The sequence below is a fragment of the Dendronalium phyllosphericum CENA369 genome (genome assembly GCF_016056275.1).
GTDB lineage: Bacteria > Cyanobacteriota > Cyanobacteriia > Cyanobacteriales > Nostocaceae > Dendronalium > Dendronalium phyllosphericum.
The window spans coordinates 77,150-91,555 of the sequence record NZ_JAECZA010000001.1; the positions used below are offsets into that span (position 1 = coordinate 77,150).

13 protein-coding genes, 2 tRNA genes and 2 pseudogenes are annotated in these 14,406 nt (G+C 39.4%); 12 read left to right on the top strand and 5 right to left on the bottom strand.

Annotated features, from left to right (window positions below; translation table 11 throughout):
* Nucleotides 1-293: 293 nt before the first annotated feature.
* Both I8752_RS00380 and I8752_RS38945 read right to left on the bottom strand, forming a co-directional pair.
* A complete protein-coding gene (locus I8752_RS00380; RefSeq protein WP_214430472.1) occupies nucleotides 294-479 on the bottom strand; it encodes a hypothetical protein in 186 nt (61 codons plus the stop codon).
* A 109-nt stretch (nucleotides 480-588) separates the two neighbouring features.
* A pseudogene (locus I8752_RS38945) lies at nucleotides 589-702 on the bottom strand (VOC family protein); the annotation flags it as partial.
* Nucleotides 703-1,005: 303 nt separating this feature from the next.
* On the opposite strand from I8752_RS38945, the gene I8752_RS00385 reads away from it, so the two are divergent.
* Nucleotides 1,006-1,242, top strand: a complete 237-nt coding sequence (locus tag I8752_RS00385; protein WP_214430341.1) for a hypothetical protein — start codon at nucleotides 1,006-1,008, stop codon at nucleotides 1,240-1,242.
* 200 nt (nucleotides 1,243-1,442) lie between these two features.
* On the opposite strand, the gene I8752_RS00390 is transcribed toward I8752_RS00385, so the two are convergent.
* The gene (locus I8752_RS00390) at nucleotides 1,443-2,228 is read right to left on the bottom strand and encodes a TrmH family RNA methyltransferase (protein ID WP_214430462.1); all 786 of its coding nucleotides are present in this window, start codon (nucleotides 2,226-2,228) and stop codon (nucleotides 1,443-1,445) included.
* Between the two features lie 73 nt (nucleotides 2,229-2,301).
* Nucleotides 2,302-2,383 (bottom strand) — tRNA-Leu (locus tag I8752_RS00395).
* A 395-nt stretch (nucleotides 2,384-2,778) separates the two neighbouring features.
* On the opposite strand from I8752_RS00395, the gene murA reads away from it, so the two are divergent.
* The 6 genes from murA (at nucleotide 2,779) to I8752_RS00425 (ending at nucleotide 8,507) form a co-directional block, all read left to right on the top strand.
* A complete protein-coding gene (murA, locus tag I8752_RS00400; RefSeq protein ID WP_214430463.1) occupies nucleotides 2,779-4,158 on the top strand; it encodes a UDP-N-acetylglucosamine 1-carboxyvinyltransferase in 1,380 nt (459 codons plus the stop codon).
* A gap of 192 nt (nucleotides 4,159-4,350) precedes the next feature.
* Entirely contained in the window at nucleotides 4,351-5,226 is an 876-nt protein-coding gene (locus I8752_RS00405) for a M48 family metallopeptidase (protein WP_214430342.1), read from the top strand.
* Between the two features lie 48 nt (nucleotides 5,227-5,274).
* Nucleotides 5,275-5,514: a hypothetical protein gene (locus I8752_RS00410; protein WP_214430343.1), complete on the top strand. Its 240-nt coding sequence runs from the start codon at nucleotides 5,275-5,277 to the stop codon at nucleotides 5,512-5,514.
* Nucleotides 5,515-5,648: 134 nt separating this feature from the next.
* Complete coding sequence (locus I8752_RS00415) at nucleotides 5,649-6,767, top strand: alpha-hydroxy acid oxidase (protein WP_214430344.1); 1,119 nt, start codon at nucleotides 5,649-5,651, stop codon at nucleotides 6,765-6,767.
* A gap of 384 nt (nucleotides 6,768-7,151) precedes the next feature.
* Nucleotides 7,152-7,235: transfer RNA gene (locus I8752_RS00420), tRNA-Leu, on the top strand.
* A 603-nt stretch (nucleotides 7,236-7,838) separates the two neighbouring features.
* Nucleotides 7,839-8,507 carry a class I SAM-dependent methyltransferase gene (locus tag I8752_RS00425; RefSeq protein ID WP_225895374.1) on the top strand — a complete coding sequence of 223 codons (669 nt, stop codon included), beginning with the start codon at nucleotides 7,839-7,841 and terminating at the stop codon, nucleotides 8,505-8,507.
* 106 nt (nucleotides 8,508-8,613) lie between these two features.
* Here I8752_RS00425 and I8752_RS00430 read toward each other — a convergent pair.
* Nucleotides 8,614-8,853, bottom strand: a pseudogene (locus tag I8752_RS00430) (transposase); the annotation flags it as partial.
* A gap of 1,108 nt (nucleotides 8,854-9,961) precedes the next feature.
* Between I8752_RS00430 and I8752_RS00435 the strand changes: the two are divergent.
* The 5 genes from I8752_RS00435 (at nucleotide 9,962) to I8752_RS00455 (ending at nucleotide 14,376) form a co-directional block, all read left to right on the top strand.
* Complete coding sequence (locus tag I8752_RS00435) at nucleotides 9,962-10,759, top strand: WecB/TagA/CpsF family glycosyltransferase (protein ID WP_214430346.1); 798 nt, start codon at nucleotides 9,962-9,964, stop codon at nucleotides 10,757-10,759.
* 672 nt (nucleotides 10,760-11,431) lie between these two features.
* Nucleotides 11,432-11,752 (top strand): hypothetical protein, encoded by a 321-nt coding sequence (locus tag I8752_RS00440; protein ID WP_214430347.1) that lies wholly within the window; start codon nucleotides 11,432-11,434, stop codon nucleotides 11,750-11,752.
* A gap of 104 nt (nucleotides 11,753-11,856) precedes the next feature.
* Nucleotides 11,857-12,759, top strand: coding sequence for an ABC transporter permease (locus I8752_RS00445; RefSeq protein WP_214430348.1), 903 nt, complete (start codon nucleotides 11,857-11,859; stop codon nucleotides 12,757-12,759).
* A 2-nt stretch (nucleotides 12,760-12,761) separates the two neighbouring features.
* Entirely contained in the window at nucleotides 12,762-14,054 is a 1,293-nt protein-coding gene (locus I8752_RS00450) for an ABC transporter ATP-binding protein (protein WP_214430349.1), read from the top strand.
* An 82-nt stretch (nucleotides 14,055-14,136) separates the two neighbouring features.
* Nucleotides 14,137-14,376: a TylF/MycF family methyltransferase gene (locus tag I8752_RS00455; protein WP_214430350.1), complete on the top strand. Its 240-nt coding sequence runs from the start codon at nucleotides 14,137-14,139 to the stop codon at nucleotides 14,374-14,376.
* The last annotated feature ends 30 nt before the right edge of the window (nucleotides 14,377-14,406 follow it).

Consider the following 14,406-nt stretch of genomic DNA (forward strand, 5'->3'; position numbering starts at 1 on the left):
CCAGGGGGGCATGATAACTGGGGGAGATGAGGGGGATGAGGAGGATGAGGGAGACAAGAAATAATAATTACTTCTGCCTTTTGCCTTTTGCCTCCTGCCTTTTGCCTCCTGCCTTTTGCCTCCTGCCTCCTGCCTTCTGACAACTGACTCTTGGAAAGACTTGGGTTAATCGCGTCTCTACGACAACTGACAAATTAAGGTACATCCAACCCTTTAATCTAGTCACCATGACATATTCCAGCAGCCTCAGTGATGCAGAGTGGGAAATTGCTGAAGCTCTGTTGCACCAAGTATTACCTCGGAAGAAACGGACACGACCCTTGCAGTTGTAAAAATGTCACATAGTCAGCCCGAATTGGTTCGATACTCAATTCAGTTTTCAGGACTTTGACGACAGTTTGGGGCGTTCCTAAAACCCAACTGGCAAAGGTATCGGGATGTTTTTCAGAAAGTAGTTTGCACAGGTTATCGAAGGACATTGATGATAGACAAGAATTTTACGAGGCATTGTTATTCTTTCGTGGGGAGTGGTTTAAAAAGCGATCGCTTTCTCAATATGAAGTTACCAATAACAAAATAATGAACTTGCTAACCCTCATAAATCTCTAACGGTAAATTATCTGGGTCTTTAAAGAAAGTAAATTTCTTACCTGTAATTTCATCAAGTCTGATATTTTCTGTTTCTACACCGTGGAAGTTCAACAGGACTTACGCACAAGATTTATTTTATGCATCCTCAACTAATTTTCTCATGATTTGAATAATATTTGACACAGCCGATTACTGTTACTAATTTCAGCAATGGCCTATAGGTCAGCCATTTTATATAGTACATAAATACTATAAAATAGCGATCGCGCTGTGCCAGTTGCGTAAGTCCTGTTAATGTGTAAAGTTGATACAGCAAATAGCTACAAATATTATGTTGTTATATATGCAAAATTTCCAATTATAGTAACTGCAAGCAAGATTACGCCAGTAAATCAGGATTTTCGAGTTAACATTATGGAGCAAAGTCAGCAACCACAGCGCCGTGCCGCCGATTTGGAGTTTCAGGAATCTCTCGATCAATTAGAGGATATCCTACATGAAAATTCGACAGAAGATGAAGAGACACCAAAGTTACACGCTGGTAGTACCAGTGAAGTCGAAATTAGTGAAGATTTGTCAGATATTGATTTAGCGGCTTTTGAGGACGCAGTTGCTGATATTGAACAATATTTAGAAGACAGAACAAAATAAAAGTGCTGAGTTAGGAGACGCGATTAACCCAAGTCTTTCCAAGAGTTAGTTGTCAGTAGTTTTGAGTGCTGAGTGCTGAGTGGGGAGTTGCGTATTTTCTTCTGCTCCTCTGCTCCTCTGCTCCCCTGCTCCCCTACTCCCCTACTCCCCTGCTTTACATGCTCCCTTGTCTCTGTCTCCCTCATCTCCCCCTGCTCCCCTTACTCCCCCTGCCTCTTCTGCCGCTGTGCTTCATATAACATTAAAGCAGCTGCGATCGCCACATTTAAAGACTCTACTCCTGGACTAAGGGGAATTTTCACTTGTTTGTCTGCTATCTTGGCTAAATCTGCTGATAAACCAGCACCTTCATTTCCCAGTAAAATCAAACTGGGTTTTCGCCAGTCTACTTCCCAATAAGTTAAAGTTGCACTGGGTAAGGTTGCCACTATCTGCATTCCTGACTGCTGGCAAAGTTGTACTGTCGCTTTTAAATCTTCACTAATTGCCGTTGTCAAGCGGAACCACTGCCCAGCGGAAGCACGTAAAACTTTCGGATTATCTAAATCTACACTATCACCGCTCAACCACAACCCCGATGCACCAGCGGCGGCAGCAGTGCGGATTATTGTACCTAGGTTTCCCGGATCTTGTACAGTTTCTAAAGCCAGCACTGTACCGATAAACGGCACTTGAGTTTGAAGTTCGCCGCGTTTTGCTGTGGCAACTACACCATCAGGTTGTACTGTAGTAGCGATCGCGCTTAATACTTCCTCACTGACAATTTCTGCCCGTTCGCTGCGGCTACAAGCTGTTTCCCACAGTGAAGGATGAGTAGTTTGCCATTGGGGAGTACAACACACTGTAATTAGTGGGTAATTAACTGCACAAGCTTCCTCTAATAGATGCGTCCCTTCCAATAAAAACAGCTTTTGTTTATGCCGCTCTTTAGTAGAGTGCAGCTTGCGGATTTCCTTTATTAGAGGATTTTGTAAACTAGTCAACATTTTAGAGTGCTGAGTCATGAGTTCTGAGTCCTGAGTCTTATCTCTACTTAGAACTCAGCACTTTTTACTTTGATGCGGAACCCGGGACTTGAACCCGGAAGCCTTGCGGCACTAGAACCTGAATCTAGCGCGTCTGCCAATTCCGCCAGTTCCGCTGGCATCGATTATCGACAATTTACTATTATTGCTTAATTATGGATATTTGTCAAGGACGATCGCTAACACAATTGTATAGATATTATGAAGGGAAAATTGGGAATCATTAATAATGGTTGAGTTTACCTGAACCCAATTCCCAATACTGAAAGAAGATAATCGTGTTTTCACTGAGTATTTTGTGTTGCCAAAGGAGTATACTCAAAAATTCTCATGAGGAATTTTGAAATGTCTATAATCCTTGCCCCAGATTGTTTTCGGTCTTAAATGTCTGTCCAAAAAATTTTTCTTGTCGCAAGATGTAACGTCAAAATTGTAGACAAACCGATTCTTTACTGTAGAATCAAAACCAACTTTAACCTATAGAATATGTATTTTTTTTGGAGGTAGACTTATTAATCCTTCTAGCAGCTTACCAGATGCCAAACTTGCTCCGGAAGTAGACTCCTCAGTCTTGCAAATATGGGGTGGGCATCCTCTGCGAGGTCATGTAAAAATTAGCGGGGCCAAAAATTCAGCATTGGTGATTATGGCTGGAGCCTTGCTGTGTTCAGGAGATTGTCGTATCCGCAATGTTCCTTTATTAGCAGATGTGGAGCGGATGGCTCAGGTATTGTCAGCTTTAGGTGTTCGCCTTACGCGACAAGGTGACATTCTAGATATTAATGCTAGTGAAATTACAACTTCAAAAGCTCCTTACGAACTAGTTACCCAATTACGGGCAAGTTTTTTTGCCATTGGCTCAATTCTGGCACGGCTAGGAGTGGCACAAATGCCGTTACCAGGTGGTTGTGCAATTGGAGCTAGACCAGTCGATCTGCATGTCCGAGGACTGCAAGCGATGGGAGCTGAAGTGCAGATTGAACATGGTATCTGTAATGCCTATGTTCCAGGTAGCAATAAAAGATTGAAAGGAGCCAAAATTTACCTGGACACCCCCAGCGTGGGAGCGACAGAAACATTGATGATGGCTGCTACCCTAGCCGATGGCGAAACAATCATCGAAAACGCTGCACGGGAACCAGAAGTAGTCGATTTGGCAAATTTCTGTAACGCTATGGGAGCCAAGATTCAAGGTGCAGGCTCTAGTACAATTACTATTGTTGGCGTTCCTAAGTTGCATTCCGTTGATTACAGCATTATTCCCGATCGCATTGAGACAGGAACATTTTTAGTTGCTGGAGCCATTACCCGTTCAGAACTTACTTTGTCACCAGTACAACCAGACCATTTGATTCCAGTAATTGCCAAGCTGCGAGAAATTGGAGTCACAATTATTGAGGAAGCGCCTGACTGCTTACGCATTCTGCCAGCAGACATTCTGAGGGCAACGGATATTGAGACTTTGCCCCATCCAGGCTTTCCCACAGATATGCAAGCGCCGTTCATGGCTTTGCTAACATTGGCTGAAGGTGACAGCCTGATTAATGAATCTGTGTTTGAAAATCGCTTGCGTCATGCCTCCGAGTTGAATCGCTTAGGAGCTGATATTCGCGTCAAAGGCAATACTGCTTTTGTTCGCGGAGTACCAATGTTATCTGGTGCACCAGTATTAGGTACGGATTTGCGAGCATCAGCAGCTCTGGTCTTAGCAGGACTAGCAGCCGAAGGAAAAACCACAATTCAGGGCTTACATCACCTCGATCGGGGCTACGATCGCCTTGATATGAAATTGCAGCAATTAGGAGCTAAAATCCTGCGTGTGGGCGAAGTCCCAACAGATGCAGAAGTTACTTCTACTGCAACTAATCCCCCAGCATCGATTTCGAGCTAGTAGTTCTTATCAACTATGTAGGGCAGGAGTTAGGAGTTAGTTGTCAGTTGTCAGTTGTCAGTTGTCAGTTGTCAGTTGTTTTATCTTCCCCTACTCCCTGCTCCCTGCTCCCCAACTATCACACCCTACTTCTCGTTATACTAACTGTGGGAAGCTGTTGATATTTCGTTTTTCCAGCTTACTTGCTACACCATGTCTTTCTTCAAAACCCCGCTAGTTGGTTTAAAAGCTGACTCATTTCGTCATCCGTTAGACTTAGAAGCAACTAAATCTCTCAAACAGATACCAGGTTTAGACTTGATGGTGCGGAATTGGCTCGGGCCAATGGCAGAGCAGGTTTTTTATGTGGAAAATATTGCCTCCAGTGTTTTGGTGGGTGAAAACCAGCTGCCTGATTTACATAAATTGTTGTTAGAAGCCTGCAAAACTTTAGATATAGAGCCTCCTCAATTGTATGTCCGGCAACATCCGGCCCCGAATGCCTACACTTTTGCTATGCGAGGTAAGCAACCTTTTGTTGTGTTGCACACCTCTTTAATTGATATCTTGACACCAGAGGAAATCCAGGCAGTCGTTGCCCACGAATTGGGACATCTCAAGTGCGACCACAGCGTTTATTTAACGCCTGTGAATTTATTAGTCTTGGCCGCAGCAATTGTACCCAATGTCGGAGCTTTTATTGCCCAAGCCATACAAGCACAACTATTAGAATGGGTACGCTGTGCTGAGTTTACTTGCGATCGCGCCGCATTACTAGCAACCCAAAATCCTAAAGTTGTCATGTCAGTATTGATGAAGCTGGCTGGTGGTTCCCCAACTCTAGCCCCGCAACTTAACCTCGATGCCTTTGTTGCTCAAGCTCGTGCTTACGACGATATCAGTAAGACGGAACTCGGCGAAATGGTGAAAGCAGCCCGTACAGCTCAATTAAGTCATCCAGTACCAGTATTACGAGCGCGAGAAATTGACCGTTGGGCAAGCAGTACAGAATATCAAACTCTGTTGCAAAGTCATGGTTTAAAGCATAACAGTGAAGCTGCATCCAAAGGCGGATGGCGCAACTGGTAAATCCAACAGAACACAACCTGTTGTCATAGCTTGAACTAAAGAATAAATATGAGTGAGTTAGACCGGATTGAGAAACTAATTGAATCCAATGCTAGAGCAATTCAGGCATTGACAGATCAAGCCAGTGTTATTTTACCCAGACTCGATGAAATGCAGCGACAAATATCTAATATGCAGCGACAGATAATAGATAATGTCAGACGAATCGATGACAATACAGCCGATATTAGAGAGTTAACACTTGAAAATCAGAGAATTTTAAAATACTTGGAATCCCTAAGTAAATAAAGTGGTTTACCAATTGGTGATTGCAATTGTCTAGTAACAGTGTATTGTTGTGCGATCGCGTCACTCTAAAGGAATTTATGATAACTCTGGTCGGATAAAATCATACGTCCTTGGTTAATCTCCCAATCACTACCATGACAGATGTATCAAATAACGATCGCTTCCATCCAATTAACTTATTTGAATACGAACGGCTAGCAAAACAGCATCTATCGCAGATGGCGTTTGATTACTATAGCAGTGGTGCTTGGGATGAAATCACACTGCAAGATAATTGGGCTGCTTTTGAGCGAATTAAACTGCGACCTCGGATGCTAGTGGATGTAAGCGATCGCAACTTGAGTACTTCTATTTTAGGACAACCTCTGCAACTACCCCTGCTCATTGCACCGATGGCTTTCCAATGTTTGGCTCATCCAGTTGGAGAAGTTGCCACAGCACTAGCTGCGGCATCAGCAGGAGTGGGTATGGTGTTGAGTACATTAGCTACTAAGAGTATAGAAGATGTAGCAACTGTAGGACAAGAACAAAATGCCTTGCAATGGTTTCAGCTTTACATCCATAAAGACCGAGGCTTGACTCGTGCTTTAGTAGAAAGGGCTTACACAGCAGGCTACAAAGCGCTTTGTCTAACAGTAGATGCTCCAATACTGGGACAACGGGAACGAGATCGGCGTAATGAATTTGCCTTGCCGCCAGGAATGCATCCGGCTAATCTTGCAACTATCTCAGGTCTAAATGTTTACCATCAACAGGGGGAATCTGGGCTATTTACCTATTTTGCCGAGCAACTCAACGCATCAGTAACTTGGCGCGACTTGGAATGGTTGCAATCTATCTGCCCATTACCTTTGGTACTTAAAGGAATTTTACGGGAAGATGATGCTATTCGGGCTGTAGAGTATGGAGCCAAAGCAATTATTGTTTCCAATCATGGTGGCAGACAACTTGATAGTGCGATCGCCTCCTTAGATGCTCTTGCTGAGATCGTAGCAGCAGTCGGTAGTACCGCAGAAGTGCTATTAGATGGAGGTATCCGACGGGGCACAGATATTCTCAAAGCTCTAGCAATAGGAGCAAAAGCAGTGCTCGTCGGACGACCTATTTTGTGGGGACTGGCCGTAGGAGGACAAGCTGGTGTATCTCACATTATATCGCTGTTGCAAAATGAGTTAGATGTAGCAATGGCTCTCAGCGGCTGTCCTAATATACAGGATATTGACTATAGTTTAGTTAAGTCAGTCAATCTCTAAAAGAACATAAACAACTAGCTTGAGAGTAAAGTTAGTGTGGGAATTCAACTACCACAATTGAATCATGCACTGTAAGTTTATTCAAGCATAGCTTTTTACTGATACAAATAGTCTTATTTATCAGATAAATCAAGAAATAGTTGAAATACCCAACTATGTACTATTAAATACAACACAATATGCATGAACTAAATTTGGTTGTCTCAGAGTTTAGCTGACTTCAAGCAAAAAATCTCCATATCATCGGAGAAATTTCTATATAACATCTAGGAATTTATGTCAATAATTAGCTATGGATTTTGCAAAAGTTGAAAATTCAGGATTATTTATGAATGCTTGTTACAAATCCACTAGATAAGGTATGATAGTTAAGTTGCATGAGAAGGGCGGGTGGCGAAACTGGTAGACGCACCACACTCAAAATGTGGCGACCTTGCGGTCATAGGAGTTCGATTCTCCTCCTGCCCACTTAAAAAATACTGAAATAACACTTTCTGCTGAACTATTTGTCAAGCACAACCTGTAGATTTGTGGTTATCATATTACACGGTTGCCTAAAGACTTTGTTGGGCAAGACAATGACAACCCCTGAGTCAAAAGTTCTGGGCTTACACAAATTATATGAATTTTTGGCGTTTTGATGGCTTGATAAATTAAGATTATTATTAATTTTTGCATAACCCTTTAGTTATGTCTGTCTTTAGATAGATGAAATATATTGTGAGATTTTACATGTAGTTTTATACATAAGATTTACCTCTAAAAAGCTAAAAACTTTTATGCAACTTAATTTTTGCTTTAAGGGTAATTGCTATTAATAATATGTATTATATATCTCTATTTAGTTATAAGCTAGAGAAATAAATTTAGTAATTTATATGTAATAAATAAAAACTAGTTATAATTTAAAGAATCAAATAAAGAGCGTAAATTTTTCTAGAAACATTGTCATAATGTAAGAATTAAATAAGGTTAGTAAGATGCAGCTCATAAATTTAAAAACAAAACCGGAAATGAAATTTTTTCTTTATGAAGTGGTGAAACCTCCAATAAAGATTCGGTTTTTTGGAAATGGTCGTTTCTGTCCAGTTTGCCAGAGCAATGAGCAATGTACAAAATTTTAAATCAGCACCCATTCCTGTACCACAAGCGATGTGTCCAGTTTGTCGCTCAGTGATGCGGCATCGACTAATGTGGATATTCTTTGAAAGGTGTACTAATCTTTTCGATTCAAGTAAGAAAAAAATGCTGCACGTTGCGCCAGAATATTGTTTTCAAAGGCGCTTGAGTCGAATTCCAAATGTAGACTATTTGACTGCTGATATTTCTATGCCTTCAGCTATGGTGAAGATGGACATCACAGATATTCAATATCCAGATAATACTTTTGACGTAATTTATTGTAGTCATGTCCTCGAACACGTTTTAGATGATAGAAAGGCAATGCGTGAGTTTCATAGAGTCCTAACCGATAAAGGTTGGGCTGTTTTACAGGTGCCAATTGAAAGGGCTGAAACTACATATGAAGACCCATCTATTACAGATCCAGCCGAACGACAAAAAGCATTTGGTCATCTGGATCATGTTAGATGCTACAGTGCTAAAGATTATGAGCAACGTCTTATTGATGCAGGGTTTCGTGTAAAACGTATCAAGCCCCTTGAATTTACAAACATAGAGGAAATAGAAAAGATGAGGATTTCAAAAAATGAAGATATTTTCTTGTGCACTAAGTCATAAAAGCTGATTCGCAAACAAAAGCTTAATATTTCGTTCGCTTGAGCCGTAAGACGAATCAATGAGTCATGATTATATCTCAAGTCATTTGCTTCAAGTCGGTAAAGCTGCCTAAAGCACTAGCTCCTTTTTTTGTGGTCTTCACTGAGCAAGAATCTGCGATCGCCACAGTAGACTTTTCGTAAGGCTCTAAATTTTGTCACAGTTGATGACACACTTTGTTGTGAATTTTCTGCCAAGTGCTTTTGCGTTGCCATTTCGCAAAGCATCCATACACTGTTGTATAAGAAGGAGATCGTGAAGGCAACATTACCCACTGACACCCAGTACGTTGCACGCAGAATATAGCTAGGACTTACATACAGTACATAATTACTACACGAAAGTCAGGTATTTCAGCCATGTTTAGCACTTAGCGATGTCTACGACGGGCTACGCCTACGCAAATATGCCAATAAATCAAAGTTATGTAAAGCCCAGAAACGACTAAATATCGTTATCAATATTATGGTTAATTTGTATAGCTCGTAATTGCTGATAGTATTGATAATTTATTGTCAATCTACTTCTATAGAATGCCCAAATCATGTGGAAGTAGGTAGGAGAGGCTGGAGAATAAATTATTCAGCATCACTTAAATCGCTTGGGTAAAAGGGAGTAGGGAGTAGGGATTGGGGAGTAGGGAAACTAAGCCGCCCCCTTCGGGGCGGGGTTTCAACCTATCTTGTGCAATACAAGGATTTTTCGCGCCACTTGCGGGCGAGGCTTTAACCTTTTTCGGGGCTAATTTCTTCCCCTACTCCCTACTCCCTACTCCCCACTCCCGCCCCGAAGGGGAGGTAAAGATAAATGTTATGCAAAAGATTAAAAGAAGACAGCAAGCTACAAAATAATATCAGTAGTCAACATAGGGAAGACAAACATATCTTGCTATTTTTTTAGCATTTCTGCTAAAAATCACAGCACATATACTCTAGATTAAAAGTTATATAGATGACACTTTTGCAATTATAAAAAAATATCTTACTACTAAAAAATACTATTTTCCATAAAATCCTTTATTATTCATTCATATATAAAGGAAAAATTAGCAAATTAGCTCTTTAAGATTGCACCAGAATACAATATGACTTTGCCGAATCAAGTATTTTCGCATAAGTATATTTAATGCAAATGTAATGCTAGCGTGAATAAATCAGAAATAAATTATGAAGTAAATATGAACTTTGCTATAAAAAGTGTAACAACTGTTAGTTAAGCCAGTAAACTAATATACGGTTACAGATAATCCTAGTATTTTCAGGGAAGTACAAAAATTACCAAATTAAATATTACAAGTGTTCAAGCCTAGACACGCTATCAGTAACAAAAAATTCCAAACTCATACTTATTGATTTTTCTAGGTGCGAAAAATTCCCTAAATAATGGATTCTTATCTTTGACACAAGGGGTGATTTATGGTAGGAGGAATGTTTCTGCCTACTCAAAAGGTACTTGATTTTCCTATTACGGCTTTGCGCTTTGCCGATCAGATACAAACAATCTTGAAATGGGCGATCGCTAGAGAGAGTAAAACTGTATGTGTAGCCAATGTACACATGCTCATGGAGGCTCACTGGAATTCGGAGTTTGCAAGCGTGTTAAAAAGCGCAGATATAGTCACTCCTGATGGTATGCCTTTAGTTTGGATGATGCGGCAAATGGGAGCGCGTTACCAAGATCGGGTAGCAGGTATGGACATCTTCCTAGCATTGTGTCAGCAAGCTCAAGTGCAAAATATTAGTGTTTTCTGTGTAGGTTCGCAAAACGAAATTCTTTCTAGAATGAGAAAAAAGCTAGAGCAAGAATTTCCGAGGCTGAAAATAGCAGCGATGGAACCTTTACCTTTCCGTCCCCTGACTGAGACTGAAGACCAAGCTTTGATTAATAAAATTAACTCCAGTGGTGCTGGCGTGGTACTTGTATCTTTAGGATGTCCAAAACAAGAAAATTGGATGGCACAGCATAAAGGTAAAGTTCAAGCAGTCATGATTGGATTGGGTGGAGTTTTTCCAGTTTATGCAGGTATTCAAAAGCGCGCCCCAAGAATAGTTCGAGACTTAGGACTGGAATGGTTTTATCGCTGGGTTCAAGAACCACGTCGACTCTGGCGACGCTATGCTACAACTATTCCACCGTTTATGTGGTTAGCAACAAAACAACTGCTATTATCAAGTCGTTTGAGAGGAGTCTTCTTAAATGGAACTGGAGATTGAGGACTTAGTATTGCTAATTTTGGTGTAATACAAGATGCTACTCTGAGAAATCTAACTTTCTTTGGTTACTCAAAGCTTGCAGAAACAAACGCTGTTTTAGAGATGTCTGAAAAGCAAAAACTTAAGTCTTAGTACTTTTGTAACTGAATATAGCCAAAAATTTACTATCTATATATTCTTAGTACTGAGGCAAGCATGTTACCTTGTATCTTTTTTTGCAAGGTTAGTACGCGAATATCTGCTGCAACATTTCCCAAAACATCACAAGAAAATCAAAACTTTATAAAATCTTAATAAATAGCAAACTCGACTAAAGAGCATTTAAAGTTCAAGAATATAGGCAGTAGGCTATTTTGTAATGAAATTGAATCCATGCATCAGTAGATTTTCTTATGAAACTTTTTTGAATGCTGCTAATTTGCCAAAAGATTATGGCAATATAAATTTGACAGCAGTTACAAAACGCAATAATAATTTTTGTAACCAAAATTAGCCATTTAATGTTATGTATATATCTCAGTGACATATTTTCAGCAGAAGACTGCGGCAAGAGATAGCAATTCAATAAATACAATGAGGCTTACTTGCATGAGATGAAAAACAACTTATTACTCACTGAGTTCGGAATATGACAAATAAATACTGCCAGTCCTTTCATTGGTAAAACCTGTAATGGAATCACCAAAACAATCATCAAATTTCCGACACAAAAGAGTTAAAGAGGTATTTGGGTCTGCAATAGAGAGTTGGATATGTCAGACAATTGCCTTGAGTGTTTTCTGGTCAGTGGCAGGTATAGTATTTGCAAAAAGTTTTGAGTTAGTTGTTTTACTAGTGTTATTCGTAGCTTTTTTACAACTTATTATTGAACGAAGATTTGTTGGAGCGATCGTTCAACGTCAGAAATTAAAACTAGAGTATTTCAATATTGTCTTCATGACTAGTTTAGGATTCGGTGTGTTTGTAAGTGACACTGAATATAGTGTTTGCTGATTGGACACAATCAGCACGAAGGTATTACCAAGCTATAAATTTCTTCAGTGTTTCAACTTTAGATGTGATGATTGTTAACTTTGTGGACTTCATGGAACCGAATTATGGGTCAATCAATCAATAACAGCAGGAGTTCAGCAAAAATACAACAAACAATCCGAAAAACGCCTCGAGTAGTTTATCGACCTGAAAGTCGAATGCGGCATCCACTGCAACTATTTCAAGAAATGTGGCGGGACTTGCTGGGATCGCGAGAATTAGCTTGGCGTTTATTAATACGGGATATTAAAGCTAAATACCGTCAGTCATTGTTAGGAGTTTTTTGGGCATTTATACCTCCAGTTATATTGGCGGTTGGTTTTACCTTTGCTAAAGGTAGCGGCGTAGTCAATCTGGGTAATACAGACTTACCCTACCCTGCCTACGTTATGTTTAGCATGACCTTGTGGCAAACATTTGTAGAAGCGCTAAACGGGCCTATTTTGGCAGTAACAGCTGCAAAACCAATGTTAGCAAGGATTAACTTTCCTCGTGAAGCGATAATTATTGCCAAATTAGGGGAAGTGTTTTTCAACTTTGCTATCAAGCTAATTCTAATTGTTGGCTTGTTTATCTGGTTTAAAATACCAGTTACTTGGAGCGTGATTTTAGCACCAGTAGCTTTAATTCATTTAATATTGCTAGGAACATTTATTGGTTTGCTATTAGCTCCTATGTCTGGTTTATACCAGGACATCACAATGGGAATCACCTTAATTACTGGACTTTGGTTGTTTATCACTCCAGTTGTCTATCCCGTTCCTAATGGTGGAGTATTTGGCACTATTGTAAAGCTGAATCCTGTTACACCTTTGTTAGTAACAACGAGAGAATTAGCAACAACAGGTGTAATATCAGATCCGCAAGGATTCTGGATTGCAAGTTTGATTGCAATTGTAGGATTGCTAATAGCTTGGATTATTTATCGTCTAGCAATGCCCTTTGTAATTGAGAGGATTAGTTCGTAATTATGATTGGGATTAATGAGCAAGATCTGATGTTGAAGCCGCAAGATGATGAAAGTGATATTGTCCTTTCTGTTAATGGAGTTTCCAAAAAATTCTGTCGCAATTTAAAGCGGTCTTTGATATATGGCGTTCAAGACATCACTTCTGAATTATTAGGATTGCGAGAAAAAAGTGATAAACTGCGACCAAAAGAGTTTTGGGCGTTGGATAATGTTAGTTTTCAATTACGACGGGGAGAAGCATTAGGCTTAGTAGGAAAAAATGGCAGTGGTAAATCAACGCTTTTAAGAATCATCGCAGGATTGATTAAACCAGATAGTGGATTTGTAGAAGTTAACGGTCGAGTAGCACCATTAATTGCGCTTGGGGCAGGATTTAATCCAATTTTGACAGGGCGGGAAAATATTTATGCCAATATGTCAATTTTGGGTTTGTCTAAGAAAGAAATTGATGAGCGATTTGATGAAGTTATAGAGTTTGCAGAAATCGGAGATGCAATTGATACCCCTGTGCAAAGCTATAGCTCTGGGATGGCAGCAAGGTTGGGGTTTGCTAGTGCAATTCATACTGAACCAGATATTCTTTTAATTGATGAAGTGCTGGCTGTAGGAGATAGCCGATTTAGAGGAAAATGTTTTCAGAAATTGCACGATCTCCGTCAACAGGGCACATCTTTTATATTAGTTAGCCATGATTCTCATTCAATATTAACTGTATGTGAATCTGCTGTTTACCTGAAGAAAGGAGAATTTATCGGTTTTGGTGATGCAGCTTCTATAATGAATAAATATGAGAAGGATTTATTCCTTGCTGATGAAGAACAATCTCCAAAACAAATATCACTTTTAAAGGCTAGAGAACATTTTGGTTTAGAAATACAATCTATATTTTTTAAGAATTATCAAGATGAATTAATACAATCACCAATAACTGGTGAACCTACAAAATTATGTCTTAAGTGTAAAGCCAGTGAAAAAATAGATAATGTCAGTATTACTTTTGCGATTAGAGGATTAGGCAAAGGCAGTGAAACTGTTTTACTTATTAATAGTATGAGGGATAAAGAATATATCAGCTTATCACCTGGTGAATGTGAAATACAATTACAAATGCCTTACCTCGGTCTGAAGCTTGGACACTACATCATGGACGTATATGCTAAAAGAGAAAAACTTTATCATCTTGATGCTGTGGAGTCTTTTAGATTTACCGTAGAAGGTAGCGAAGAAAGTATGAGTAGATGTATATTTTACCAACCTCGCGATTGGGAAATTATAGAAGGTATGAATGTTTAATGAATCATAATACCATACACAAAGTGAATTGATATATTTATTTGCAATAGTGTACAAGAGGTAAAGTAATGAATAGTAAAATATGGCAAAAAATTATTTCAATTTTTGCAAAATTTACGCACATATAGATTGTGATTGGTATGAACCTGTTAAATTTTGTCTAGAAAGCATCTATCCAATTTTAAGTAAAGGTGACTATATTGCTCTTGATGATTATTATGATTATGGTGGATGTAAAAAGGCAGTTAATGAATTTATTGCAAAGCATAATGACATTAAAATAGTAAATGATGATAGGAATTTAATTTTATTGCATCATTAAGGTAAATATCAAAATTTTGTATTTATTGTA

What these genes read in the sequence shown, in the direction of transcription:
- I8752_RS00380 (WP_214430472.1), bottom strand. Translation starts at nt 479, where the DNA reads ATGTCCTTCGATAACCTGTGCAAACTACTTTCTGAAAAACATCCCGAT.
- I8752_RS00385 (WP_214430341.1), top strand. Translation starts at nt 1,006, where the DNA reads ATGGAGCAAAGTCAGCAACCACAGCGCCGTGCCGCCGATTTGGAGTTT.
- I8752_RS00390 (WP_214430462.1), bottom strand. Translation starts at nt 2,228, where the DNA reads ATGTTGACTAGTTTACAAAATCCTCTAATAAAGGAAATCCGCAAGCTG.
- I8752_RS00405 (WP_214430342.1), top strand. Translation starts at nt 4,351, where the DNA reads ATGTCTTTCTTCAAAACCCCGCTAGTTGGTTTAAAAGCTGACTCATTT.
- I8752_RS00410 (WP_214430343.1), top strand. Translation starts at nt 5,275, where the DNA reads ATGAGTGAGTTAGACCGGATTGAGAAACTAATTGAATCCAATGCTAGA.
- I8752_RS00415 (WP_214430344.1), top strand. Translation starts at nt 5,649, where the DNA reads ATGACAGATGTATCAAATAACGATCGCTTCCATCCAATTAACTTATTT.
- I8752_RS00425 (WP_225895374.1), top strand. Translation starts at nt 7,839, where the DNA reads ATGGTCGTTTCTGTCCAGTTTGCCAGAGCAATGAGCAATGTACAAAAT.
- I8752_RS00435 (WP_214430346.1), top strand. Translation starts at nt 9,962, where the DNA reads ATGGTAGGAGGAATGTTTCTGCCTACTCAAAAGGTACTTGATTTTCCT.
- I8752_RS00440 (WP_214430347.1), top strand. Translation starts at nt 11,432, where the DNA reads ATGGAATCACCAAAACAATCATCAAATTTCCGACACAAAAGAGTTAAA.
- I8752_RS00445 (WP_214430348.1), top strand. Translation starts at nt 11,857, where the DNA reads ATGGGTCAATCAATCAATAACAGCAGGAGTTCAGCAAAAATACAACAA.
- I8752_RS00450 (WP_214430349.1), top strand. Translation starts at nt 12,762, where the DNA reads ATGATTGGGATTAATGAGCAAGATCTGATGTTGAAGCCGCAAGATGAT.
- I8752_RS00455 (WP_214430350.1), top strand. Translation starts at nt 14,137, where the DNA reads ATGGCAAAAAATTATTTCAATTTTTGCAAAATTTACGCACATATAGAT.